Genomic DNA, 26,402 nt, shown 5'->3' on the forward strand with positions numbered 1-26,402 from the left:
ATTAAAATATGAATTATACCGATTTTAATAAAAATGAAGAGTTTTTTGTAGATATGCAACGTTGCATTGGTTGTAAGGCATGTGAAATGGCTTGTGCTGAGTGTGAAACTAACGGGCAAGATTCAATGATTCATGTAAATTATGTAGAACGAGCAGAAACAATTCAAACAACAGTACAAGTTTGTATGCATTGTGACGACCCTGTTTGTGCAAGTGTTTGTCCAGCCGATGCAATTTCTAAAGACGAATTTGGAATTGTACATACAGCAAATACTGAAAGATGTATAGGTTGTTCTAACTGTGTAATTGCATGTCCTTTTGGGGTTCCAAAGAAAGTAGAAGAATACGATTTAATGATGAAGTGTACTATGTGCTACGATCGTACAAGTGTTGGAAAAAAACCAATGTGCGCAACCGTTTGTCCTAGTGGTGCATTATTTTATGGTACAAAAGAAGAAATTCAAGAAATGCGTCCAAACAGTTCACCTGTAAACACATTTGTTTTTGGAAAAGAAATTGTCAATACAAAAGTAAATATCATGATGCCGAAAGGTAGTAATGAGCTAATAATATATTAAACAGAAGTTTATGCCTGATAAAAACAATAAAGAAAACTGGAAAAAAGATTTTCCTATTCATAAACAAGATGCAACACAAGTAAGCCGCCGTGATTTTGCTAAATTTTTAACATTAGTATCTGGAGGTTTAATGGTTGGAAGTGGTTTAGTTGCTGCTAAAGCATATTTAGACCCTAAAGAAAAAGTGCAAGGAGAACATTTTATCTGTGATAAAAATGATGTACCTGTTGGCGGAACTAGAGGTTTTGTTATAGAAGGCAGCACTATTCCGTATATCTTAATTCATTTAGAAAATGGTGAATTTAGAGCATACGAACAAAAATGTACACATTTATCATGTTCTGTTTTTTATGCACCAGGTTCTGGAAAAATTGAATGTCCATGTCATAAAGGTTTTTTTGATGCCATGACAGGTGAAGTTTTAGAAGGTCCGCCACCAAGAGCATTGCCAAAACTAGAAGTGTTCTTTAAAGAAAATAATGTTTTTGTAAAATCATTTCAGGAAGCAATTAGCTAATAAGCATAATTAAAAAACAAGATTATGAGTAATTTTAGAACAAGTCAAAACAAAGCAAATCCTAACAAACTAAATAATATATTATCAACTTTAATATTTGTTTTAATATTAAATGTTAGCTTACAAATTTGGTTGCTCTATACTGCATTAAATAATGCACTAGACAATCATAAAGAGATTTTAATTCCAGCATTTATAGCTTCCTTAGTGATATTTTTAATTGGATTTAGCTGGCTTTTTTATTTACCAAAAGGTAATAGAAGTGCATAAAAAAATACCGAAATATTGTTTCGGTATTTTTTTATCTAATTATGACTTGAGGTTGTTTTAACGTATTTAATTCTTCAATTTTTAAACTCATGGAATTAGGTAAAGGAGATAAGGTTTCACTTCCGTTAATATAATTTTGCACATAGAAATTACCTAAATATCCATTCTTTTCAAGATAATTTTGCATTTCAATTAAATCATCATTAGTACAAAGTTCAGAATGGTAAGTTGTTCGTATTTCGTAGGCTATTTTAGAAGACTTCAAAAGTTCAAAAGAGGCTTCAAAATCAGAAAACAAGTTAGATTTTGTAATTGTTTCAAATTTATCAGGAAGCGCTTTAAAATCTAATGCAACATAATCAATTAAATTAGCGTCTAATAGTTTTTTTAAAACCTTTGGACTGCTTCCATTTGTGTCAATTTTAACTAAAAAGCCCATTTCTTTTACTATTTCAATGTGTTCTAAAATAGTTTTATGAATAAGACATTCCCCGCCACTAAAAACAACTGCATCTAATAACCCAATTCTTGTTTTTAAAAAAGCAATAACATTGGTAAACGCAATAGTTCCTTTGCCCAAAACAATTTCGGGATTGTAACAATACAAACATCTCATATTACAGCCTGCATACCATAAAATACAAGCGGATTTATGTGGATAGTCTAAAAGAGTAAAAGGTGATATATTTGAAATAGTTTTTGCTAACACACATTTTCTTTAAAATGAACACGCTGTTTGTGTTCTCCTTTCTTTCCAATATTGAAACTCTCTACAGGTCTGTGATAACCCATTACTCTCGTGTAAACCAAACATTTTGTTCTTAAATGCTGATTTTGTTCTAGTACTTCGTTAGTTTTTGTGTTCATAAGCTGTGTTATTAAGGTTTTCAATTAAAGTTTCATCGCATTTTGGACAATATTCGTGTTCGCCATTTAAATAACCATGACTTGGACAAACACTAAATACTGGTGTGACTGTTATATAAGGTAATTTGAAATTTGTTATTACTGTTTTTACAAAGTTTTTACATGCTTCAGAAGAACTAATTCGTTCATTCATGTATAAATGCAATACGGTTCCTCCAGTGTACTTACATTGCAATTCGTCTTGCATTAATAAAGCTTCAAATGGGTCTTGTGTATAATCAACAGGTATTTGTGAACTATTCGTATAATAAATATTTTCTTCCATTCCTGCTTGTAAAATTTCAGGAAAACGTTTTTTATCTTCTTTGGCAAAACGATAGGTAGTTCCTTCGGCTGGAGTTGCTTCCAAATTATACAAATTACCCGTTTCTTCTTGGTATTCTTTCATTCTATTTCGGATATAATCCAATACTTCCAAACAAAAATCATTACCATATCCAGAAGTTAAATCGAACATTCCTTCGGTATAATTAAGCACCATTTCATTCATTCCATTTACGCCAATAGTAGAAAAATGGTTTCTAAAATGAGGTAAATAACGTTTTGTATATGGAAATAAACCTCTCTCGTACATGTCTTGTATAAAGACTCGTTTTTTCTCTAAAGTAGATTTAGCTATTTCTAAAAGTTTATCTAATTGTTCATACAAACCTTTTTCATTATTTTTATATGAATAACCAAGTCTCGCCATATTTACAGTAACAACACCAATACTTCCAGTCATTTCAGCACTTCCAAAAAGTCCATTTCCACGTTTTAATAATTCGCGTAAATCGAGTTGCAAACGACAACACATACTTCGTACCGCATTTGGTTTATAAGCACTTTCGTTTTCAATTTTTACTCCGTTTTCATCTAAAGTATATTGACTTCCAATGAAATTTTGAAAATAAGAAGAACCGATTTTTGCTGTATTTTCGAAAAGAATTTCGGTGTTTTCCCCATCCCAATCAAAATCTTCTGTAATGTTTACTGTTGGAATTGGAAAAGTAAACGGTTGCCCATTTGCATCACCTTCGGTCATAACCGTATAATAGGCTTTATTGATGAGGTCCATTTCTTTTTGAAAATGTTCGTACCGCATTTCTTCTAAGTTTGAAACACCTCTTTCTTTTACTTTTTCTAATAAAATTTGTTTATCAATTCCTCTAAATAAATGAATGTCATTTTTTGTTGGAACTTGTTCTTTTAAGTCAGACGGAACTACCCAATCCAAAGTAATATTCGTAAAAGGCGATTGTCCCCAACGCGCTGGAACATTTAAGTTATAAACGAAACTTCTAACTGCTTTTAAAACTTCATCAAAAGATAAATCGTCTTTGAAAACATAAGGAGCTAAATACGTGTCAAACGAACTAAAAGCTTGCGCACCTGCCCATTCACTTTGTAATATTCCTAAAAAGTTAGCCATTTGTCCAAGCGCTTCTCTAAAATGAGAAGGCGCTTTACTTTCTACACGGCCTCTAACGCCATTAAAACCTTCGTTTAATAAAACACGCAAACTCCAACCGGCACAATAGCCTGTTAAGCAATCTAAATCGTGAATATGAATATCACCATTTCTATGCGCGTAACCTTCTTCTTTAGTATAGACATTGTCTAACCAATAATTCGCAATTATTTTACCTGCAGTATTATTTACCAATCCTGCATTTGAATACGAAGTGTTTGCATTTGCGTTTATTCGCCAATCGGTTTGAGAAATATATTCTTCAATGGTTTGTGTGCTGTCTACATAGGTGGTATCATCATTTAAACCATCCACATGTTCTCTTTGTAACTTTCGTGTATGACGAAATAACATAAAAGAACGCATTACATTAAAATACCCTTTTTCAAAAAGAGCTTTTTCAATACAATCTTGAATATCTTCAACCGCCCAAACTTCTTTTTGTTCTATTTGGTGTATTACCGTTTTATAAATACTTTCATCATACGGAACAGTTACGCTATTAAAGCTCTTCTCGATTGCATCTTTTATTTTATAACTTTCATAAAGTTTATAATCGCCGTTTCTTTTAATAACATATATTTCCATAGATAATTAAGTTTAGAGTAATTAGTACATTTTTAATTTTAATTTAGAATTCTAAGAAATTGAAAATTTTTCTTCCATTTCAATAGCTTTAACAAATAGAATATTGTTTTCTAAATGAATGTGTTTGTGTAAATCTTGTTCAAATTCATGTAACATTGAAAAGGTAACTTTATACGTATTACAAGCATCTGCGGGAGGTGTGTAATTATTTGTTAATTCAGCAATTTTAACAAAACGATCTCCTTCATTTTCGTGTTCATGTTTCATCATGGCAATAGGATTACCAACAGTTCCGAAGTTAGGTTGTACTATATCTTGATCTGTACGTGAAGCATTTGCCATTTGTTTAATAAATGGAAATAAAATCAATTCTTCTTTTTTCATATGTTGGGCTAATTCTCCTGCACAACCTATAAATAATTCATTTATTAAAAATAATTCGGGATGTGCACCTCCATGTACTTTACACAATTTATCTAAGAACGCTAATAAAACTGGCGTTTTTTCCTCTACATAGCGATGGTGTGTTTTTTCGATATAATCAACTAATAAATCAATTGGCCATGATTGAAAATCAATTGCTCCATCTGATTTCATTTCTAATAATTGATTAACTTCTTTTTCAATTAATTCAAAATCCATTCCTTTTTTACTGCAAGCTTCTTCAATTGTTCTATTACCTTTGCAACAAAAATCTATTCCATATTTTGAAAAAACAGAAGCCGTTCTAAAATCTTTCGCTACATATTCTCCAATGGTTTGTTTTTCTAATATATTCATAATATTTACATTTTATCATTTAAGTAATCTGATTTTCAAATTACAATTAGAACAATATTACAACATAAAACATATTAGGTTTTATGATTAAAGTCATACCCTAAACAAAATATTCGCTTTTATTTTGCAGATGAAAGATTAGGCAATTAAAACGCTATTAAAATGGATGAAAGAACTCCTACAACTTTAGAAAAGGGACACCCTGTTAGCATTTATTTTCAAGAAATTGAATTAATTAATGAATTAATTAATGAATTGGTAGAATCAGACCCAGAGGTTGATTTTCAAAAATTCTATAATGTATTTAACCAATTAGCAACAATTGAAAAGCGCTTTGTTCGAAAAGAAAACCAACTTTTTCCTTTTCTAGAAAAATACAATTGGAATGGTCCATCTAAAGGAATGTGGTCTTTTCATGACACAATAAGAGAGCAGTTTCGATTGTTAAGAGGTTATGTAGAAACAAAAAACTTTGAAAAATTAAAAATTAATTTAGAATATCTTTTAAATGGTATTTATCGATTAATGGAAATAGAAGAAACCATGTTATTTCCGAATGCATTAAACCTTTTAAATGAAGAAGATTGGGTAAAAATGCGAAAAGGAGAAGAAGAGATTGGTTGGATGCTTAAAGAAACTCCCCCAAATTACCCAGAAAATCAATATATACATCCTTCAGATGATTTTACAGAAAGAAATTTAGATTTTACTTCAAAAGATGCTTCTCATTTTGATGAAGGATACATGACGATTGAACAAGTTAATTTGCTTTTTAGAACTATACCATTAGATATTACTTATGTAGATGAAAATGATAAGGTGATTTTTTATAATCGTGGAGAAGAAAGAGTATTTCCAAGAAGCGCAGGAATTATTGGTAGAGAAGTAAAGTTTTGCCATCCCCCAAAAAGCGTTGATACCGTTTTAAAAATTTTAGAAGAGTTTAAAAAAGGGAATAAAAACGAAGCTTCGTTTTGGATAAATTATAAAGAACGATTGATTTACATACGTTATTTTGCGGTTAGAGATAATGATAAAAAATACAGAGGTGTAATTGAAATGTCGCAAGATATTACCGACATTAAAAAAATAGAAGGAGAACAACGATTATTAGATTGGAACTAAATTTTTAATACAAGAAGAAAAATGAACACAGATATATTAATAGAAAAGATTCTTCAATTAAAAAAGGAGAAAAATGCGGTTATATTAGCCCATTATTACCAGGAAGAAGCCATACAAGAAATTGCAGATTATGTCGGCGATAGCTTAGGCTTGTCTCAAGAAGCTGTAAATGTTGATGCCGATATTATTTTGTTTGCAGGAGTTCATTTTATGGCTGAGACTGCTAAAATTTTGAACCCAAATAAAAAGGTAATTCTTCCCGATTTAAAAGCAGGTTGCTCGTTAGCCGATTCTTGTCCGCCAGAATTGTTTAAGACGTTTAAAGAACAACATCCTAATCATATTGTGATTACTTATGTAAATTGTTCGGCAGAAATTAAAGCTTTATCTGATATTGTTTGTACTTCATCAAACGCATTAAAAATTGTAAATTCTATACCAAAAGAAACACCAATTATATTTGCTCCCGACAAAAATTTAGGAAAATATATTATAGAACAAACAGGCAGAGATATGCTGCTTTGGGATGGCTCTTGTATTGTTCACGAAGCCTTTTCAATTGATAAATTATTAGAATTATATAAACAACATCCAGATGCTGAAATCATTGCACATCCAGAATCAGAAACACATATTTTAAAAACGGCAAAATACATTGGTTCAACCGCAGGAATGATTAATTATGTAAAAGAATCGCCTTCTGATAAGTTTATTGTTGCAACAGAAGCTGGTATTTTGTACAAAATGCAACAACAAGTACCACTTAAAACACTTATTCCTGCACCATCACATGAAGATAACACTTGCGCCTGCAGTGAATGTGCTTTTATGAAAATGAACACCTTACAAAAGGTTTATGATTGTTTATTAAATGAATCTCCCGAAATTATAGTTCCTGCACATATTCAGGAAAAAGCATTGATTCCGATTAACAGAATGCTTCAATTATCCTAAAAAATGAAACAAACAGATTATTTAATTTTTGGCTCTGGTGTTGCCGGATTAACTTTTGCTATAAAAATCGCAACTCATTTTCCAAACAAAAATGTTACCATAATAACCAAATCTAACGAAGAAGAATCCAATACAAAATATGCACAAGGCGGAATTGCTGTGGTGTTAAATCAAATTGAAGATAACTTTCAAAAACACATAAACGACACTTTAATTTGTGGTGATGGATTATGTAAAAAAGAAGTTGTAGAAATGGTCGTTAAAGAAGGTCCAAAATGTGTACAAGAATTAATAGGTTGGGGAGCACAGTTTGACAAAAACGAAACAGGAAGTTTTGATTTAGGCAAAGAAGGTGGCCATTCAAACCATAGAGTTATTCATCATAAAGACCAAACAGGTTTTGAAATTGAAAGAGCCATTTTAAAACAAGCTCATTTACAAAAAAACATTACTATTCTCGATTTTCATTTTGGTTTAGAGCTAATTCTCGAAAACAACAAGTGCATTGGAGCAACAGTTTTAAATGAAAAAAACAATGAAATTAGTACTGTTTTTGCCAACCAAACCTTATTAGCAACAGGTGGAATTGGTCAAATTTATGGCCATACTACAAACCCTGAAGTAGCTACTGGTGATGGAATTGCAATGGCTATTAGAGCCAAAGCAAATGTAAAAGACATGGAGTTTATACAATTTCATCCAACAGCTTTATATAATCCAGAACTAAAATCTACTTTTTTAATTTCAGAAGCTGTTAGAGGTTTTGGTGCAATTTTGAGAGACAAAAACGGAAAACGCTTTATGCTTGATTATGATGAAAGAGGCGAATTAGCATCGAGAGATATTGTGTCGCAAAGCATTGAAAAAGAACTTAAAAATTCAGGAGAAGACTGTATTTATTTGGATTGTACTCATTTAGAAATTAATGCATTTAAAAAACATTTTCCAATGATTTATGAAAGGTGCAAAGATTTTAATATTTTTATTGAGAAGGATTGGATCCCTGTAATTCCGGCACAACATTATTTGTGTGGTGGCATTGAAGTTGATACATACGGAAAAACTTCAATTGAAAACTTATTTGCCTGTGGTGAATGTTCTTATACAGGTTTGCATGGTGCAAATCGTTTGGCTTCAAATTCATTATTGGAAGCTTTGGTTTATTCGGATAGGATTTTTGAATATTTAAAAATAAATTCGAAATTTTCATTTGAAAACAAACTTCATTATAATGATATTAATCAGGAAAAAAATCAGTTTGATGTAGTAGATGACTATTCAGAAATAAGAACAAAACTTCAAAGTTTAATGCAACAAAACGTTGGTATTGTTAGAAACAATAATGATTTGAACGAAACTTTAAAAAAATTACTCATTTTACAAAATGATATGAAAATACTAGAAAGCAAAAATCATATTTCTAAAGAACTTTACGAACTTAAAAACATGATTGATGTTTCAATACTAATTGTAAATCAGTCCATATTGCGAACTGAAAATTTTGGTAATTTTTATAAGGTTTAGTTTATCGCTTTATCCATCATTGCTTTTGAAATATTCATAGCACGATTTTTAATTTCTTCTGCTTTTTCTCCTTTGAATAAAGAATCTACGGTTTCATTAAACATCATATTCCAACGGTTAAAATGTGTAAAATCCATAGGTGCTTTTTGATTTAATGATTTGTGAGTCATCATTGGGTTTCCATCAAAATTTCCAGTGCAAAAAAGGATATTTTCCCAAAAATCATACATTCTTGGTAAATGAGAATCCCAGTTAACATGAGCTACTTCAGTAAAAATGTATCCTATGGTATCATCACCTTTTACTTTTTCATAAAAAGCATCCACTAATTTAATAATATCTTCTCTATTCTGAATATCTTTCTTCATAACTCAATAATTTAAGATTATAAATCTTTGCTTTTAAACTTTTTTAAGGAAATGAAAAACGGAATAATTGCCCATAAACACAACAGTAAAAAGGAAATGATTAATCCTGATGTTGTGCCAAAAAAATCTTTAAAAATAGCTCCTGTATATCCCATCATAGCAGAAACATCAAGGTGCAATAAAATTTGAATTCGGGCTAAATCAATTGGACTAAGTGCAGTAACCGCAACCATTGCTTTTTCTATAGGATATTCTGATAATTGAAACAACAAGAATAAAACCATTCCGTCAAAAAGTAAAGCAAAATACAACCAAGTCATGATAGCTATTCCGATTCCTTTTGCTTTATCTCTAGTTAAGATAGAACTTAAAAAAGCCAACGCCACAAAAACTACTGAAATAATACATCCTATTAATATCATCATCATTCCAATGGAATTGGGTGAATAAATCAATAATGGAATTCCTGCTCCAACGAAAAAGGCAACTACCATTGATGAAGATAATCCGAAGAATAAACTCATCCAGATTTTTACCCTTTTAATGGGTTGGCTTAATAAAAGTTCAATAAATTCGGAACTATTATATAAATATATGGTTGCAAAAAGAATAGAAACTAACGGAACTGTAAATAATATTACATTCAATATAGTTAATAACCCTTTTGACGAATTGTCTTCCATTGTAAACGAACTCCAAGATAAAATGGCTAAAATTAAAGTGTAAGCCAAAATAATTTTGTTCTTTAAAATATCGGATAATATGATTTTTATGATTCTGTTCATTTTATTTTTTGTTTTTTAAAACACTAGCAATCGCTTTTGAAATTTTAGTTTCATTTGTTTCTTCTAAAAGAGTCGCTACTTTTTTATGAAAATGAACTTCTCCATCTTGCATAAAAACAATTTCAGTAATTAAATCATCCAATTCACTCAATAAATGTGAAGTGATTAAAATCAATTTTCCTTTTTCCTTTTCCTTGATGATTTTTTCTTTTAATAGTTCAGATGCCAATGGATCTAATCCAGCTGTTGGTTCATCTAATATCAAAACATCAGGATTGAATAAGAAAGCTATGGTAGCACTCACTTTTTGAGTTGTTCCACCAGAAAGTGTTCGCATTTGTTTGTCGAACATTTTTTCCAATTCAAATGCTTTTATCAAATCTTCATCTAAAGCCTCGTTAGAATTTCGAATTGTTTTTATCATTTCGATAATTTGTCCGATGGTCATTGTATCAGGATAACGACCAATTTGTGGCATATATCCAATGTCATTTCGGTACAAATATTCTTTAGCAATTGATTTTCCATTAAAATGAATAGTTCCATTATCTGGCAAAACCATGCCTAAAACGGCTTTAATTAAGGTTGTTTTTCCGCAACCATTTGGTCCAATTAAGGCTATACATTCTCCTTTATTACAAGTAAGGTCAACGTTTTTTAGCACTTCTAATTTCCCAAACTTTTTATTAATATTTTTTATTTCTATCATATTGGCAAAGACTTCATTAAAGGCTTGTTATCTATAAAATTATCAGGTGTAATACTTGGCAATACTTTTTCCGATTTATCTAAAAGTGAAATCATAAAACTTCTGTACAACAACATCGTTGAAGGATTACTTTCGGCTAAAACGGCAAATAAACTCAGTGGATGATAAGGAACATCTCCAAAACCATTTTTGTCTAAATCATAGCCTTCATACTTATCCCAATAATTAGAATCAAAATTATTCAACACTAAACTTCCGTTGGTTCCCATATCGAATGTGTTACCTAAAAAGTTATTGTTAAAAATCACATTATCATCACAACTAGCTTGAACGACCATTGCCCAACCATTTTCTTGAAACAAATTATTTTCAAATTTCATTCGATTAGACCCTTCCATATAGACAGCTGCTGTGTTTTTAATGAATTTATTACCTAAAATATATCCATCATTAAGTTCTTTCAATAAAAGTCCGTAAGCAGATTGTCCCCAATTTTCATCAAATTTATTGTTAATCATTTTCACATCTTTACTATACATTACGGCAACTCCAGCTCCGTTGTTTCTAAAAGTATTGGTTATATAAGAATCGTTGTGTGAAAACATAAAATGCAATCCATATCTAATGTTATTTTGACTGATGTTTCTCCAAATTATGGAATCGTACACAAACTCAAAATAAATACCATCACGATGACCTTGAATTTTATTAGCGATTATTTGAATATCATTACTTTTCCAACAATGAATTCCATTTCCAAGTTTTTGTTCTTCTTTTCCGTAAGCCTTTAAGATATTGTTTTTAATAATACAGTTTTTTCCGTTTTGAATATAAATTCCGAAAAAATTGTCATCTAGAATATTATTTTCTATACGAATGTAATTATGACTATATACTTTAATTGCCGCTGGATCTTCCATAGAAGCAAAAGAAGAACGAATAAATTTTAATCCTTTTACTACAACGCTATCTGCTTTTATCGAAAGAATTTCAAATTTTTTTTGTCCGTCTAAAACGGGATAATCCTTTCCTAAAAGAACAATTTTTTTATCAATTGTAATATTTCCTTCTCGGTAAGTTCCTTTATGAACCACAATGGTATCTCCAGCTTTTGCTAAAGCTATTGCTTCTTTTATAGATTTGATGTTTTTTGTAGCACCAACTTCTATTCTCTGTCCATTTATTGTAAAGGATAAAAAGCATAAGAAAAGTATATAGCTAATTTTTTTCATTACTATTGTTTGATGATATTATCCCAAGTAATTTCTGTTGCTTCTAATTTATCTTTAACTGAATTGGCTTCTTCTTGACTTGAAAAAGCAGCCATGTTTCCTCTCATTGGACTTGAAATTGAACCCCCTTTTAAATAGTAAGCTGTTTCAGCAGGAATTAATACATTATCTGATGTATATTGATTTACAAAATACGACTTTACTTCTGTTTTATTTTCATTTACATAACTTGATAAACAACTTAAGTCGTCAAACTTATAAATTCTTCCTTTAGTGGTGATAAGTTCTGAACCAAATTTTCCATCAGCGATACTCATTTTACAAAAAGCGCATTGATCAACATTTAATTTTATTGGTTCAACTTCTTTGCCTTGACAAGAAACAAATATTCCACTCGCTAGAAATAGAAGAGCAACTACACTACCTTTTTTTTTGAACTTAGCCATTAATTCATATTCTTTAAATACAATAGCAAACATCAATAATCCAGCACCAACTAACATCCAACCTCCAATATCTGGAATTGAAAAAGCACCAAAATTAAGTAATTGTTTGTAACCTATTAAGGGTGGTTGATAAGCCATTCCGGGAACAATAATAGCCGCATTTGGATCTAAATTATGTCCGTATTCGTAGTTCCATCTATAGAAATCTATAGCAGCTAAAATTACAAATAAAACAAATGTTCCAAATAAGACTAAAGTTCCTTTTCTGCTTTTTAGAAAAATTAATAGTAAGGCAAATAATCCGAAGAATCCCATGATATAAGGTAAAACTTTGAACTCAATAAAGTTTTCGGTGTGCAAAGTTGCCATTCCGATATAGTGATTTAATCCGTTGATGATTTCAACATCACCACCAATTTTATGTGCATGTAATTTCAAGACTAAACCTTCAGGATATTGTGGTGCTTCTAATTCTATTTGCCACATTGGAAAAAAAAGAGAAGCAAAAAACAATCCACTCACAATCAAAAGTAACCCTTTTGAAAGTAATGATATTTTTGAGGTACTCATAACTTTAAGTTTAAAAAAGGGAACAGTTAACCCACTGTTTTACTGTTCCCTTAAAGAATTTTTGTTTATTTAACTGCTGGCATGTTAGTTCCAACACTATAAGTAAGTGGTGTAGTACTTCCTTTTGGAGACACCCTAATATAACCTTGCATTTCTTGGTGAAGTGCACTACAGAAATCTGTACAATAGAATACCGATGTTCCAACTCTTTCTGGAATCCATTTTAAGGTAGAAGTTTCTCCTGGCATGATTAACAATTCGGCTGTTTTAGCGCCTTTTACAGAGAACCCATGAGGTACATCCCAATCTTGTTCTAAGTTAGTTATGTGGAAATAAACCTCATCACCTACTCTTATTCCTTCAATATTATCTGGAGCAAAGTGTGAACGAGTTGAAGTCATGTAAATATGAACCACATTTCCGTTACGAACCACTTTAGATTCTTTTTCACCTTTGGTTACATAAGGATGTTGATTTTCTTCAATTTTATAGAATTTATACTGTCCGTTATTTCGAATTAAATCAGCAGGTGCAGCTTGTGCATAGTGAGGTTCACCAATAGTTGGAAAATCTAATAGCAACTGCATTTTATCACCAGTAATATCATATAATTGAGCCGATTGTGTTAACTCTGGTCCTGTTGGCAAATATCTATCTTTAGTAATTTTGTTATAAGCAACCATATATTTTCCGAATGGTTTTTTACTATCACCACCTGGAATCATTAAGTGACCCACAGAGTAATAAGTAGGAACTCTATCTAATACTTTTAAGGTTTTAATATCCCATTTTACAATTTCTGAAGAAACAAACATTGTAGAATAAGCATTTCCTTTCCCATCAAATTCTGTATGTAATGGCCCTAAACCTGGTTTTTGAACTTCACCATGTAAAACGGCATCATACTTAAGAACTGGAATTCCATTATAATCACCTTCGTATGTTTTTTTGCTTATTGCATCTAACATTTTTGTGTAACTAAATACAGGAATTAAAGCCGCTAATTTACCTGAACCTACAATATATTCACCTGAAGGATCCACATCACAACCGTGAGGTGACTTTGGACAAGGAATCATGTAACAAATATCTTTTAATGCCATTGCATCCAAAACTAAAACATCTTCTTTCATTTCTGAAACGGCAGAATGTGTTTTTTCATCCCAATAGTTATGAGCATATCTAGCTTTTTCTCTTTTACCTTTTCCGGCTTTGATATATTCTTCTGCTTTTTTCCAGTTCACAGCCATGATAAAATCTTTATCTTTTTGAGAAGCATTAACTTCTAAAAGTGTATTAGCTTGTTCTGAATTATAACATGAAAAGAAGAACCAACCGTGAGATTTTCCTTTACCTGCGTGAGATAAATCGAAATTTACAGCCGGCAAACGTAATTGGAATGCAATATCCATTTCACCTTCTTTTCCAACTTTTACAAAACTAATGTGTGCTTTGTAATTTTCTTTATACGTATTAATTGGTACATCACCTTCTTCGTAATCACCTGGTACTCCAAAACGAGTTCCTGCAACTACATATTCTGTATTTTCTGTAATAAATGGTGATGAGTGATTTCCTGCACTGTTTGGTAACTCAATAATTTCGGCAGTTTTAAAACGTTTTAAATCTACACGAGCAATACGTGGTGTATTGTTTCCGTTGATAAAAACCCAACGACCATCTACTTCTCCATTTGTTTGAGACATTTCTGGGTGATGGGCATCATCCCAAGGAACAAAACCGTGTGAAGTGTTTAACATAGGTTTTGTTTCTTCACTAAAACCCCATCCACTTTCTGGATCAACAGAAAATACTGGGATTACTTTTAACATTCTACCACTTGGCAAACCGTAAACACTCATTTGTCCACTAAATCCACCTGAAACGAAATTGTAAAATTCGTCATACTTTCCTGGTGCAACATATACTTTTGAAGCTGCGTCACCACTAACTGCATTGCTTGAGTTTTTAGGTTTACATGAGGCAAAAAAGGCTGCGACTAATACTGTAGCAAAAGTTGCTTTTAAAAATCTATTTTTCATATACTTTCGATTTTAAATTACTTATTTTACACCGTCATTTTTACGCATAAATTCTAAAATTTCACGTGCTTCAGTGTCGTTTAATGATTGGTTAGGCATTCTCACTAAACACAATTCCAATTGCGCTTGTAGTTCTGGATCTTTGTCAATCATTGGGTCTGGATTGGTTATGAAGTTCATAATCCATTCTGGTTTTCTGCGCTCAGTTACACCTTTCCAGCCTGGACCTACTAAACGTTCGTCAGTCATTTTGTGACAAGAAGTACATTTAACACTAGAAACTTTTTCACCACTTGTAGCCATTGCTTGGTCTAATGCTGCTCCTAATTCTACATTGGTATGTTTTCCTTCTCCTCTATTTGGATCATAAGAAGAAGCGTCAGTTGCAGTAGATTCTTCAGCTACAGTTGGCTTTGAAAAATCTTCTCCTGAGTCTGATTTACTTTTTCCACATGAAAAGAACAAAACAGACATTACTAATAATAAAGATAACTTGTTCATAAATTTTATTTTTAATTTATACTACAAATTTCGGATTAATACAACTCTTTCTTTATGATTGAAATCATAAACTAAAAGATATTTTTACATATTTAATTTGAGGATAATACTTGAAATATATTTATGTATTTTTGCGTTTGAAAAGATTTTTAAAGAAGTAAAAAAATAATATAGTTTTTTATTATTATATGATTTAAATCATATTTATCTTGTAAGCCAAATATTAATTTTGTCTAATAAATTATTTCATACTGTAAAAGTTGAAGAAAATAATATTCATAATAATTCTTTTTATGTTAATCAAACCGGTTTTGCCAGTTGTTGATTACATAATTAATTATGATTATATATCAACTCATTTATGTGAAAACATTGAAAAGCCAGAATTAAAATGTAATGGTAAATGTCATTTGAAAAAAGAATTAGCTAACGAAGCAAAAAAAAGCAGCCCTAAATCAAATGAACAAAAAAGTAACTCTATAGCATTTGAAATTTTATTTTGTGAAAACATAACTTCTTATGTTTTTAATTTTAATATGTATTTTGATAAAAGGGTTAAATCTTTATATAACTGCATATACTTTCGATTAAATAGTACTTCTATTTTTCACCCTCCTATTTTAGCATAATTATATTATTTATTGAGTTTTTTCAATAAAAAATTATTGGCTATTTCTTAGTCAATACACTTTACTTATGTCTAAAATTAAACAAAATTAAAATGAAAACTTTAAAATATACTTTCCTATTTTTAGTAGGCGCATTAGCATCATGTTCTTCAGACGATTCATCAACTGTATCTGAACTTGACGGATTAAATAAAATTCAAGAAATTGAAAACACAACACATATTATAGAATTATATAATGCTAATGGAGCTTTAGAACAAGGTTATAATGGTATTTCCCTTCGTATTAAAAACAAAACTACAAACGAATATGAAGACAACGCAACAATTACTTGGATGCCAAAAATGCATATGACTTCTATGACGCATTCATGCCCTATGTCTTCAATTTCTAGAACTCCTTTAAAAGAAACATTATATAATGGATATATTGTTTTTCAAATGGCTCAAAACACAACTGAATATTGGGATTTACAAGTTGATTATACAATAGATGAAGTTGCTTATTCAGCTACAGCCGTTATTGATGTTCCTGCTTCTACAAAACAAAGAGTTACAACTTTTACGGGTTCAGATAATGTAAAATACATATTAGCATTAATTGATCCAGCTGACCCAAAAGTGGCTATTAATGATGCTACTTTTGGTTTATTTAAAATGCAAAGCATGATGTCGTTTCCAATAGTTGATGATTATACTATTAAAATTGACCCAAGAATGCCAAGTATGGGAAACCATGGATCACCAAATAATGTTAATTTAACTCAATCTGACGATGATTTATATCATGGAAAATTATCATTAACAATGACAGGTTATTGGAAAATTAACTTACAATTATTAAACGCATCTGATGAAGTTTTAAAAGGTGAGGAAATTACAGAATCTGTTACTGCAAGTAGTATTTATTTTGAATTAGAATTTTAATTTAAAAAAGGGTTGAAATTGAAATTTACAACCCTTTTTTACTTTCTTCTAATGTATCATTTCATTTAAAAAAATTAAATAAAGTGTATAAAAAAATATATAAATGAGAAACTTAACGCTAGTATTAACCTTGCTTTTTAACATCACTTTTTTAATTGCACAAGAAAACGATTCAATAAAAAGTATAAATTTAAATGAGGTTATTGTAATTAAAAAAGTAAGTTCATTAGATCAAAAACAATTTAAACCTTTATCAACTATAGACGAATATCTACAACAAGCAGGAACAGTAGAAATGATAAAAAGAGGAGGATATGCTTGGGAACCTAACATCAATAACATGAGTACAGAAAGAACGGTTGTTACCATTGATGGTATGCGAATTTTTGGTGCCTGTACCGATAAAATGGATCCAATTACATCATATGTTGAAGTTTCAAATCTTTCTGAAGCTGAGATTTCTTCTGGTCAAAATGGAAGTTGTCATGGACCAACAATTGGGGGTTCAATAGATTTAAAAAGAAGTAAAAGTACATTTGCTAAAAAAGGAATAAATGGTTATATCAACTCAGGTTATGAATTCAATAACCAACAAAAAATAATAGGAGCTGCTATAAATTATGTTGACAGTTTGTTTTTCACAGACAACAATATCATGTTTAGAGATGCTGAAAACTATAAGGCAGGAAACAATAATGAAGTGTATTTTTCACAATTTAGAAAACTAAACTTGTCAAGTACTACAGGTTATCTGGTTAATAAAAATAAATATTTTGAAGCAGCCGTTATTTACGACAAAGCAACTAATGTAGGTTATCCAGCATTGCCAATGGATGTTTCTTTAGCAGAAGCTTTAATCTCTTCTCTAAAATTTGAATACGTTTCTTTAAATGGTATCATAAATAAACTAGAAACAAAGATATACTACAATACCATTACACATACAATGGACGACACAAAGCGTCCAAGTGTACCTATTCATATGGACATGCCTGGCTGGAGCGACACGTACGGAATGTATTTAAACTTAAATGGAAAAGTAAAAAACAACACTTTTTTAGCTACTTTCAATTCGTTTTACAATCGTTCAAAAGCAGAAATGACTATGTATCCAAGTGACCCAAACGAAAACATAATGTTTATGCTTACTTGGCCAGATGTTGTTACGTTTTACAATGGAATCTATTTAGACGACACTTATGAATTTAATAGTAATTCAAGTGTAAAAGTTTCTGCAAGTTTAGGAAATCATTATAATGAAATTAAAAGCACATTTGGCTTGGAAAGTTTACAAATATTTTATCCAAATATGGAAGCCAGTCAAAATAGAATTCTAAAAAGTTTAGCTTCAAATTACAACTGGAAAAAAAACAGCTTTGGGTTTAATTTTGGACTAGCTTATGGAGAAAGAGCTCCATCTATTTCAGAAGGATATGGATTTTATTTATTCAATAGTTTTGATCGATATGATTATGTAGGAAATCCTGATTTAAAAAACGAACAATCAGTTGAAGGTTCTTTGGGAATTAGTTATAAGCCGTCGAAGTTTAAAACATCCTTAACTACATCATATTTTCATATTTCAAATTATATTATTGGAACTCCAGATGCATCAATTTTACCAATGACTATTGGAGCAAGTGGCGTAAAAATATACAACGCATTAGATTATGCTACCATAATAAAATCGGTTTTTAATTTTGAAACATACCTAACAAGTAATTTAAAATGGACAAATCAATTTACTTATAGCTATGGAAAAGGAAGTGATGAAGAAAACTTGCCTTTTATTAGTCCGTTAGCTTATAACTCAAAATTACAATTTAACAAAAGAAAATTTTCTTCTGAAATTGCTTTACAAGGTAATTTGATTCATTCTAATTACGCTCCAAAATATGGTGAAATTAAAAAACCAGATTATGCAATTGTAAATTTCGCTTCAAATTATATGTTTGATATTGATAAAAACAAACTAAACATTAGATTAGGAATAGAAAATATATTAGATAGCGAATATTCTACTTTTGCAGACTGGAACAATATACCAAGAATGGGGAGAAATGTATTTGTGAATGTAAATTTTGGATTTTAATTTGTTTATATAAAAACTAGTGAATTTTCATTTGGCGCTAACGCAATACTACCAATAAACCAAAATTTAACGGGTGGAAATGTTGAAGCAAATTACCGCTGGAGTTTAAATTTAAATTACAGCCTATAAATAGCATTTGAATTAGTTATTACTATTGAAAAAGCCAACAATTATTGTTGGCTTTTTTTATTCAAAACCAATTACTAAATAAAAAAATATTATCCAACTATAATAAAATACTATTACAAATAATTATACGATAAATTAAATTAATACACAAATACTTCTATTACTTTATATAACTTTTTATTATAAGAAATTTGTACCAACAAAATAATTAAAAACTTATAAAAAATTATACAATGGAAAATCAAGTAACATTTATGCCGAGAATTGGCGACCAAGCACCAGAATTTACTGCAGTATCAACTCAAGGAACAATCAATTTCCCAAAAGATTATGAAGGAAAGTGGGTTATTTTCTTTAGTCATCCTGCAGATTTCACACCTGTTTGTACTTCAGAATTTATGACGTTTGCAAACATGGAAAAACAATTTAATGATGCTAATTGTGATTTATTAGGTTTATCAATTGACGGTTTATATAGTCATATAGCATGGTTAAGAACCATAAAAGAAAAAATTGAATATAAAGGAATGAAAGACATTGAAGTAACATTTCCTTTAATTGAAGATATTTCTATGAATGTATCAAACAAGTACGGAATGATTCAACCGGGAGAAAGCAGTACGCAAGCTGTTAGAGCTGTATTCTTTATTGATCCGAAAGGAACGATTAGAACAATTCTGTATTACCCTTTAAGTATTGGACGAAACTTTCAAGAAATCTACAGAACATTAATTGCATTACAAACTGCAGATGAATTTCAAGTAGCTTGTCCAGCTGATTGGTATCCTGGAGATGATGTAATTGTACCAACTGCGGGTTCTTGCGGAGTGGCTAAAGATAGAATGGAAAGTAAAGAAGAATTAGACTGTAAAGATTGGTTCTTTTGTACAAAAAAACTTGACAAAGATTTAGTCATGAATACTATTTTAAAAAAATAAAACCTAAGAAAATAGAATTTTAAAAGGCATGTTAACAGCAGGCCTTTTTGTATTTTAAAACTGAAAATAAATAAAAGGTTGTGGTCCAGAGGAAGCTGTGGCATAAACAATCCAAAAAACAAATCCCAAAAGAAGGGCTTTAATGTAAATAGGAATTGCGTTAAAGCCCTTTTCTAATTTATTAATTCCGTTCTCTGGAATAAAATGCCAAACAAAACCAAAAACCATTAAGAAAATCACATTCTTATAACCTAACAAAATAGTTTGCCATTGACTTAGATTAAAAGTTAATGAAGAAATATTATCTACAATTTGAAAAGCAGTTTGAAAATCCTTGGCTCTAAAAAACAACCAACAAAAAATCACAAAGTGTAAGGTTAAAAGAATTTGAATTGTTTTTACAAAATAGTTTTTTGGTAATTTAATAAATTGTCCAAAGAAACGCTCAACTCCAAGGGCCAAACCGTGTAAAACTCCCCAAAAAACAAATTTCCAATTGGCTCCATGCCATAAACCACCAAGAAGCATGGTCATGAAAAGATTAAAATAAGTACGAAAATTACCTTTCCTGTTTCCACCTAATGAAATGTATAAATAATCTCTTAACCAAGACGATAATGAAATATGCCATCTTCTCCAAAATTCAGTGACAGAAGAAGATTTATAAGGCGTTCTAAAGTTAGGCGGTAAAGTGAAACCCATTAATAAAGCTAAACCTATTGCAATATCAGAATAACCTGAAAAATCGCAATAAATTTGAAGTGTATATCCATAAGAAGCTAATAAGTTTTCAAAAGCAGAATAACTATTTGGTGCATCAAAAACTCGGTCAACAAAATTAGAAGAAATATAATCAGAAATTACCGCTTTTTTAAGCAAACCTCCAATAATTAAGAACAAAGCCTTATTAAAATCTTCTTTAGTAATTTTTAATTTCTCATAAATTTGAGGAATAAAATCACTCGCTCTAACAATTGGCCCTGCCACTAACTGCGGGAAAAACGAAACAAAGAATAAAAAATCGACAAAGCTTTTTGTAGGCTCTAAATCTTTTCGGTACACATCAATGGTGTAACTTAAGGTTTGAAATGTATAAAATGAAATTCCTACCGGAAGAATTATATCTTCAAAAGCTACATTTCCGCTGAAAAGTGTATTATAATTATCAATAAAAAAATTGGTATATTTAAAATAAACCAATAGTCCTAAATTGACTAGCAAACTCAATATCAAATAAAATTTCCTATAGCCTTGTTTAGTTTCTTCAAAAATAAGTTTAGATAAAGTATAATCTAAAACAGATGAAAAAATAAGCAACCAAAAATAAATTCCGCTGCATTTATAATAGAAAAACAAAGAAAAAAGAACCACATAAGTAATCCTGAAATAATGTGTTTTTTTAGATAAAATATAGATAAAATAGAAAATGAGGAAAAATCCTAAAAACAACGCACTGTTAAACAATAAAGGCTGTTTAGGATTATATATAAACCAATTTTTAACGATTTCTATCGATACATCTCCAAAAACATTTTGGAAAACATCTTGTATATGGAATAAGGCTAACAAACTATTCTACCGATTTAAAATTAGTATACGTTTCCATCAATGCTTTAAAAAATAATTCTCCTTGTAATTCATATCCTTGTTTTGAATAATGTACTTTATCTCTAGACATTAAGCCTTTTTTAGCATTCGAATTCACACTGTAAAGCCCACCCATATTTCTATACATGTCCCAAACTGCATAATTATTCTTCTCTGCAAATTCAATAATCGCTTTGGTATAACTTGCTACAAAAGTATTGGGATATTTCCTTTGAAAAAGTGACGGAGGCGGAGTCGTAAGTAAAATTTCAACTTCAGGATTTTGCTTTTTTATAGAAAGAAGCATTTCTTCTAATTCTGTATAAAAAACTGCCGTTTCTCTTTTATCAAAACTTTCATTGGTACCTAAAGAAATAACAACTAAATCCGCTTCAATAGCCTGTAATTGTTCAAAAAACAACGGGTATTTTAAATAATCAGAAGCTTTTGCTCCATTCACACCAATGGCACTGTAAACGATTCCCGAATTATTGTTTTCTAAAATGATTCCATTCAAAGAAAAGTCAGTCGTTTTATCATTTGAAGTAATGTAAATTTTATCTAAACTTTCTTCTGATGCATAATTGTATGAATAGTTATCTTCGAAAATAGTGACCGGAATAAATTCTGACTTAGTTATTTTTACGGGTTCTTTTTCATCTGTGGGAATTCGTAAAGTTTTACCAGCCTGAATGGTATTGGAACGTAAATTATTAGCTTTTTTAATTTCTAAAACCGTACAATTGTATTTATTTGCAATAATTGAAAGTGCTTCTCCGCTTTTAATTTTATGGTAAATTACTTTTGGTTTAGAAGATTCAATTACAATATTTTTAGTTGTTTTTGCTAAATTAAAATTGTCTTTTATAGGTGCTACTATTTTAATTGAATTAAAAGCATATGATTTATCTCTTACGTTCAATTCAATGGCAAAATCATTTTTATCGGTATATAAAGCAATTCCGCTCAACCCAACAGGTTTACCTTCATCAGGCTTAACATTTCTATAATTGGAAAAAGAAATAGAACTGGAATATTTTATATAATGACTTCCATTTGTACTTGCTAAATTATAAGGGAAAGTGAATCCTAAACCTGCATTTCCAAATTGTTCTTGCAAAAGCGAACGCATTTTTCCTGAAAACAAATCGGCTTGAATATGTGAATCTCCAATATGAACAATTCTTACTTTATTTTGTTTTATACTTTCAACAGAATCCAACTTTTGTAAAAACCGAGTAATAGCTTTTGCATTGTATATTTCGTTTTTAAACTCAACTACCGAAACTGTATCAATACTTACTGAGTCAATCATAACTTCAGTTGTATCAGTAAAGGTTTGAGCCAACAAAAATTGACCAAAAAATAAACCAAAAAATAAAATACTATTCTTCATAAACTATACTGTCCTTAACTATTTTAGCACTATCTTTTTTAATTGGTTTACTTACGGGTTTCTTTACAGGTCTAATTTTTTTATATTTTTCATATCCTTCATCAATCTGATTGAAAATCATTTTAGCAACATCTCTTGCTCCTCTAAAATTAAAATGCGTATAATCTTTATTGGCTCTTGCAGGCTCTTCATCAACCCATTGAACCATTGAACCATCTCCACCCATTAAAGTATATAAATTCACAAATGCCGATTCTGATTTTATAGCGTATTTCTTTTGAGCCAACATTAAAGGAACAACAGCTGAATCTGTTTTCATTTCCATGTCGTATTTAGTTGATTTATCAGCTGTAGAGACAATTAAAATAGCAACACCCGGAAAACATTCTTTTAAATGCGCTACCGTTTTACTCATTCTTTTTTCATACCAAGAATAATTATAAGAACCATAATTAAGCACATTTGTTCCGTAATGTAGTACAATTAAATCGTAATGCAACTGCTCTTGAAATTGTTTCATTAAACCAATATCAAACATAGATAAAGGCAAACCCGAATTTCCTCTGCTCGAAAAATTATCTACATGAACCCCTTTTCCATTATCAAAATTAAAGCCATAAACAGGAATACTATCTGCTTGTGTAAAATGAATCTTCATTGCTTTTTGTCCGTTTGACGAAAGAGATAAAGTGTTTAACTTATTTGTAGGTTTTAATTTTTTATAAATGGTATCTGTACCAACAATTTGATAAATTTTACCCTGTGTGTTTTTAGATTTCCCATAAAATAAAGTTGGATTACCTAATTCGGTAGCGAAACGTGTTTTTGTAGCTCTAAATTTAACCCAAGCATCATGCAACGTATCATTTGCAAAAAACAAATGTCCGTTTACACCAAATGGACTAACCGGATGTTTGGTTTTTAAATAAGAATACGTTTTCCAATTTCGCGAAAATTCATGAGAAATTGAATTTCGAGAAGAAGCCGATTCTGAAGTAATGTTTACAAAACCAACACCTTCACCACCAAATTTTTCTTGAAAATAAGTTCTAAAGTCTTTTACAATCATATCTCCATCAGTCATTGAATCTCCAAAATAGGCTATTCGTACTTTCTTTGTTGGATTTTTTTCCAATTGAAAAAGTTTTTCAAAAAAAGAAACCAAAAACTGGTCACCTTTATACACTTTAAAAGTTTCTGACGGAAATCTTACGCCTTCAACAGGCGCAAAATCTATTTTTTTATTTCCTAAAGTATCTGTAATATCTTCTTTTTCAGCATCGGCAACAGCTTCTAAAAGAAAACTATCAATTACTACATTTTCGGTTAAAGTTGAGCCTTCATCAAAAATTCTTTTAGGCAAAAATGTTTTGAATACCAAAAAGGATGCCGTTGCTAAAAGCAAGGCAAGAAAAGTTTTAAAAAAATAAGATTTAGATTGTTCCACTTTAATTTAGCAAAAATTACATTCTTTCAGGAACTTCAATTCCTAACAATTGAAAAGAAGATTGAATAACCTCAGCTACTTTATTTGCCAATTGTACTCTAAATACTTTTAAAGCTTCGTCACTTTCACCTAAAATAGATACATTCTGGTAAAATGAATTGAATTCTTTAACCAAATCATAGGTGTAATTTGCAATTAACGCTGGACTATAATGATGTGCTGCATTCTGAATCGTTTCAGGAAAAAGCTGAATTTGTTTGATTAATTCTTTCTCTTTTTCATGTAATGACACTTGGACTGCGCTCAGTGTGACATTTTTATATTCGAATTCTGCTTTTCTTAAAATAGACTGAATTCGAGCATAAGTATATTGAATAAACGGACCTGTATTTCCAGCAAAATCGACTGATTCTTCCGGATTAAACATCATTTGCTTTTTAGGATCAACCTTTAACATATAATATTTTAAAGCGCCTAAACCAATTGTTTTATACAATGTCGCTTTTTCTTCTTCTGAATAGCCTTCTAATTTTCCTAATTCTTCCGAAATAGATTGCGCTGTAGCTGTCATTTCAGCCATTAAATCATCTGCATCTACAACGGTTCCTTCACGCGATTTCATTTTTCCAGAAGGCAATTCTACCATTCCATAACTTAAATGATACAAACTATCTGCCCATTCGAAACCTAATTTCTTTAAAATTAAGAACAATACTTTAAAATGATAATCTTGTTCGTTACCCACAGTGTAAACCATACCTCCAATATCGGGATTGTCTTTTACACGTTGAATAGCAGTTCCAATATCTTGCGTCATGTAAACCGCAGTTCCATCTGAACGAAGTACAATTTTACGATCTAAACCATCTTCTGTTAAATCAATCCAAACAGAACCGTCTGGATCTTTTTCGAAAATGCCTTTTTCTAATCCAAACTGCACTACTTCTTTTCCAAGCAAATAGGTATTGCTTTCGTAATAATAGGAATCAAAATTTACACCAACTGATTTATAGGTTGCTTCAAAACCATCATAAACCCATTGATTCATTGTTTTCCAAAGCGCAACAACTTCTTCATCGCCAGCTTCCCATTTCAATAACATTTGTTGTGCTTCAAGAATAGACGGCGCCAATTTCTTAGCTTCTTCTTCCGTTTTACCTTCCGCTATTAATTCAGCAATTTCTTTTTTGTAGTGTTTATCAAATTCTACATAGAAATTTCCTACTAACTTATCTCCTTTCAACCCAGTTGATTGAGGAGTTTGTCCGTTTCCAAATTTTTGCCAAGCCAACATCGACTTACAAATGTGAATTCCACGGTCGTTGATTATTTGTGTTTTGTATGCTTTTTTACCCGAAGCTTTAATAATTTCGGCCACAGAATAGCCTAATAAAATATTACGAACGTGACCTAAATGCAATGGCTTATTGGTATTAGGTGAAGAATATTCAACCATAATGGCTTTTTCACCTTCTTTTGGTGCTACAAAACCATATTTTTCTGTTTTTTGAATAGAATTGAAAAAATCTACATAAAAAGCATCGGTTATCACAATATTTAAAAATCCGCCAACTACATTAAAACGTGCAACTTCAGCAACATTCTCTACTAAATACGTTCCAATTTTAGTTCCTATTTCAACTGGATTGCCTTTTAATTGTTTTACTAATGGAAAAACAACCATAGTAACATCACCTTCAAAATCTTTCCTAGTTGCTTGAAATTCTACTTTATCTAATGATAAATCGAATAAACTTTGAACGGCTTTTTGAATGTGAATGGTTAATGTTTCTTGTAAAGTCATTTTTCTATTGTTTTTAAAGGTGCAAATTTAATCTTTTTTAGTAATTAGTTAAAAGTGATTAGTAATTAGTTTTTTATTATTTTAAAAA

Annotated in this window: 25 protein-coding genes and 1 pseudogene; 11 read left to right on the plus strand and 15 right to left on the minus strand. The window is 30.5% G+C overall.

Annotated elements, in window-relative coordinates; genetic code table 11:
• The first annotated feature begins 8 nt into the window (after nucleotides 1-8).
• The 3 genes from OLM55_RS00435 to OLM55_RS00445 are packed head-to-tail and all read left to right on the plus strand — an operon-like array spanning nucleotide 9 to nucleotide 1,365.
• Nucleotides 9-578, plus strand: a complete 570-nt coding sequence (locus tag OLM55_RS00435; RefSeq protein ID WP_264559455.1) for a 4Fe-4S dicluster domain-containing protein — start codon at nucleotides 9-11, stop codon at nucleotides 576-578.
• 10 nt (nucleotides 579-588) lie between these two features.
• Nucleotides 589-1,095: a Rieske (2Fe-2S) protein gene (locus tag OLM55_RS00440; protein ID WP_264559456.1), complete on the plus strand. Its 507-nt coding sequence runs from the start codon at nucleotides 589-591 to the stop codon at nucleotides 1,093-1,095.
• A 24-nt stretch (nucleotides 1,096-1,119) separates the two neighbouring features.
• Nucleotides 1,120-1,365: a DUF6755 family protein gene (locus OLM55_RS00445; protein WP_264559457.1), complete on the plus strand. Its 246-nt coding sequence runs from the start codon at nucleotides 1,120-1,122 to the stop codon at nucleotides 1,363-1,365.
• Between the two features lie 31 nt (nucleotides 1,366-1,396).
• Here OLM55_RS00445 and OLM55_RS00450 read toward each other — a convergent pair whose 3' ends face one another.
• The 4 genes from OLM55_RS00450 to ric are packed head-to-tail and all read right to left on the minus strand — an operon-like array spanning nucleotide 1,397 to nucleotide 5,110.
• Complete coding sequence (locus OLM55_RS00450) at nucleotides 1,397-2,074, minus strand: anaerobic ribonucleoside-triphosphate reductase activating protein (protein WP_264559458.1); 678 nt, start codon at nucleotides 2,072-2,074, stop codon at nucleotides 1,397-1,399.
• Complete coding sequence (gene nrdD / locus OLM55_RS00455; protein WP_264559459.1) at nucleotides 2,068-2,232, minus strand: anaerobic ribonucleoside-triphosphate reductase; 165 nt, start codon at nucleotides 2,230-2,232, stop codon at nucleotides 2,068-2,070. Before nrdD ends, OLM55_RS00450 begins: the two co-directional genes overlap by 7 nt.
• On the minus strand, nucleotides 2,216-4,330 hold the full coding sequence (locus OLM55_RS00460) for a ribonucleoside triphosphate reductase (RefSeq protein ID WP_264559460.1): 2,115 nt from the start codon (nucleotides 4,328-4,330) through the stop codon (nucleotides 2,216-2,218). The genes nrdD and OLM55_RS00460 overlap by 17 nt, the downstream gene beginning before the upstream one ends.
• Nucleotides 4,331-4,381: 51 nt before the next feature.
• The gene (gene ric / locus OLM55_RS00465; protein ID WP_264559461.1) at nucleotides 4,382-5,110 is read right to left on the minus strand and encodes an iron-sulfur cluster repair di-iron protein; all 729 of its coding nucleotides are present in this window, start codon (nucleotides 5,108-5,110) and stop codon (nucleotides 4,382-4,384) included.
• A gap of 162 nt (nucleotides 5,111-5,272) precedes the next feature.
• Here ric and OLM55_RS00470 point away from each other — a divergent pair, with 162 nt between their 5' ends.
• The 3 genes from OLM55_RS00470 to nadB are packed head-to-tail and all read left to right on the plus strand — an operon-like array spanning nucleotide 5,273 to nucleotide 8,713.
• Entirely contained in the window at nucleotides 5,273-6,235 is a 963-nt protein-coding gene (locus tag OLM55_RS00470) for a DUF438 domain-containing protein (RefSeq protein WP_264559462.1), read from the plus strand.
• 21 nt (nucleotides 6,236-6,256) lie between these two features.
• On the plus strand, nucleotides 6,257-7,189 hold the full coding sequence (nadA, locus tag OLM55_RS00475; RefSeq protein ID WP_264559463.1) for a quinolinate synthase NadA: 933 nt from the start codon (nucleotides 6,257-6,259) through the stop codon (nucleotides 7,187-7,189).
• Nucleotides 7,190-7,192: 3 nt separating this feature from the next.
• Nucleotides 7,193-8,713, plus strand: a complete 1,521-nt coding sequence (nadB, locus tag OLM55_RS00480) for an L-aspartate oxidase (RefSeq protein ID WP_264559464.1) — start codon at nucleotides 7,193-7,195, stop codon at nucleotides 8,711-8,713.
• On the opposite strand, the gene OLM55_RS00485 is transcribed toward nadB, so the two are convergent.
• From OLM55_RS00485 to OLM55_RS00515, 7 genes are all read right to left on the minus strand, one after another.
• The gene (locus OLM55_RS00485) at nucleotides 8,710-9,081 is read right to left on the minus strand and encodes a group III truncated hemoglobin (RefSeq protein WP_264559465.1); all 372 of its coding nucleotides are present in this window, start codon (nucleotides 9,079-9,081) and stop codon (nucleotides 8,710-8,712) included. The genes nadB and OLM55_RS00485 overlap by 4 nt on opposite strands.
• Before the next feature lie 17 nt (nucleotides 9,082-9,098).
• Entirely contained in the window at nucleotides 9,099-9,866 is a 768-nt protein-coding gene (locus OLM55_RS00490; RefSeq protein ID WP_264559466.1) for an ABC transporter permease, read from the minus strand.
• A 1-nt stretch (nucleotide 9,867) separates the two neighbouring features.
• The gene (locus OLM55_RS00495) at nucleotides 9,868-10,575 is read right to left on the minus strand and encodes an ABC transporter ATP-binding protein (RefSeq protein ID WP_264559467.1); all 708 of its coding nucleotides are present in this window, start codon (nucleotides 10,573-10,575) and stop codon (nucleotides 9,868-9,870) included.
• Nucleotides 10,572-11,807, minus strand: a complete 1,236-nt coding sequence (locus OLM55_RS00500) for a nitrous oxide reductase family maturation protein NosD (protein WP_264559468.1) — start codon at nucleotides 11,805-11,807, stop codon at nucleotides 10,572-10,574. The genes OLM55_RS00495 and OLM55_RS00500 overlap by 4 nt, the downstream gene beginning before the upstream one ends.
• A 2-nt stretch (nucleotides 11,808-11,809) precedes the next feature.
• Nucleotides 11,810-12,823 carry a nitrous oxide reductase accessory protein NosL gene (locus tag OLM55_RS00505; protein WP_264559469.1) on the minus strand — a complete coding sequence of 338 codons (1,014 nt, stop codon included), beginning with the start codon at nucleotides 12,821-12,823 and terminating at the stop codon, nucleotides 11,810-11,812.
• Between the two features lie 65 nt (nucleotides 12,824-12,888).
• The gene (gene nosZ / locus OLM55_RS00510; protein WP_264559470.1) at nucleotides 12,889-14,865 is read right to left on the minus strand and encodes a Sec-dependent nitrous-oxide reductase; all 1,977 of its coding nucleotides are present in this window, start codon (nucleotides 14,863-14,865) and stop codon (nucleotides 12,889-12,891) included.
• A 21-nt stretch (nucleotides 14,866-14,886) separates the two neighbouring features.
• Nucleotides 14,887-15,366 carry a c-type cytochrome gene (locus tag OLM55_RS00515; protein WP_264559471.1) on the minus strand — a complete coding sequence of 160 codons (480 nt, stop codon included), beginning with the start codon at nucleotides 15,364-15,366 and terminating at the stop codon, nucleotides 14,887-14,889.
• Nucleotides 15,367-15,626: 260 nt separating this feature from the next.
• Between OLM55_RS00515 and OLM55_RS00520 the strand changes: the two genes are divergently transcribed.
• From OLM55_RS00520 to OLM55_RS00535, 5 genes and pseudogenes are all read left to right on the plus strand, one after another.
• Nucleotides 15,627-15,995, plus strand: a complete 369-nt coding sequence (locus OLM55_RS00520) for a hypothetical protein (RefSeq protein ID WP_264559472.1) — start codon at nucleotides 15,627-15,629, stop codon at nucleotides 15,993-15,995.
• Nucleotides 15,996-16,087: 92 nt separating this feature from the next.
• Nucleotides 16,088-16,921: a hypothetical protein gene (locus OLM55_RS00525; protein ID WP_264559473.1), complete on the plus strand. Its 834-nt coding sequence runs from the start codon at nucleotides 16,088-16,090 to the stop codon at nucleotides 16,919-16,921.
• 103 nt (nucleotides 16,922-17,024) lie between these two features.
• On the plus strand, nucleotides 17,025-19,013 hold the full coding sequence (locus tag OLM55_RS00530) for a TonB-dependent receptor plug domain-containing protein (RefSeq protein WP_264559474.1): 1,989 nt from the start codon (nucleotides 17,025-17,027) through the stop codon (nucleotides 19,011-19,013).
• Nucleotides 19,014-19,037: 24 nt separating this feature from the next.
• A pseudogene (locus tag OLM55_RS13265) lies at nucleotides 19,038-19,142 on the plus strand (transporter); the annotation flags it as partial.
• Between the two features lie 233 nt (nucleotides 19,143-19,375).
• Entirely contained in the window at nucleotides 19,376-20,080 is a 705-nt protein-coding gene (locus tag OLM55_RS00535; protein ID WP_264559475.1) for a peroxiredoxin, read from the plus strand.
• 54 nt (nucleotides 20,081-20,134) lie between these two features.
• On the opposite strand, the gene OLM55_RS00540 is transcribed toward OLM55_RS00535, so the two are convergent.
• From OLM55_RS00540 to argS, 4 genes are all read right to left on the minus strand, one after another.
• Nucleotides 20,135-21,649, minus strand: coding sequence for an MBOAT family O-acyltransferase (locus OLM55_RS00540; RefSeq protein ID WP_264559476.1), 1,515 nt, complete (start codon nucleotides 21,647-21,649; stop codon nucleotides 20,135-20,137).
• Between the two features lies 1 nt (nucleotide 21,650).
• Nucleotides 21,651-23,063, minus strand: a complete 1,413-nt coding sequence (locus OLM55_RS00545) for a GDSL-type esterase/lipase family protein (protein WP_264559477.1) — start codon at nucleotides 23,061-23,063, stop codon at nucleotides 21,651-21,653.
• Nucleotides 23,053-24,426 carry a hypothetical protein gene (locus tag OLM55_RS00550; protein WP_319800098.1) on the minus strand — a complete coding sequence of 458 codons (1,374 nt, stop codon included), beginning with the start codon at nucleotides 24,424-24,426 and terminating at the stop codon, nucleotides 23,053-23,055. Before OLM55_RS00550 ends, OLM55_RS00545 begins: the two co-directional genes overlap by 11 nt.
• 100 nt (nucleotides 24,427-24,526) lie before the next feature.
• Nucleotides 24,527-26,314: an arginine--tRNA ligase gene (argS, locus tag OLM55_RS00555; RefSeq protein ID WP_264559479.1), complete on the minus strand. Its 1,788-nt coding sequence runs from the start codon at nucleotides 26,312-26,314 to the stop codon at nucleotides 24,527-24,529.
• Nucleotides 26,315-26,402 lie beyond the last annotated feature (88 nt).

Origin of the sequence: Flavobacterium sp. N2270 (assembly GCF_025947225.1) — a bacterium.
In the GTDB taxonomy this organism is placed as follows: domain Bacteria; phylum Bacteroidota; class Bacteroidia; order Flavobacteriales; family Flavobacteriaceae; genus Flavobacterium.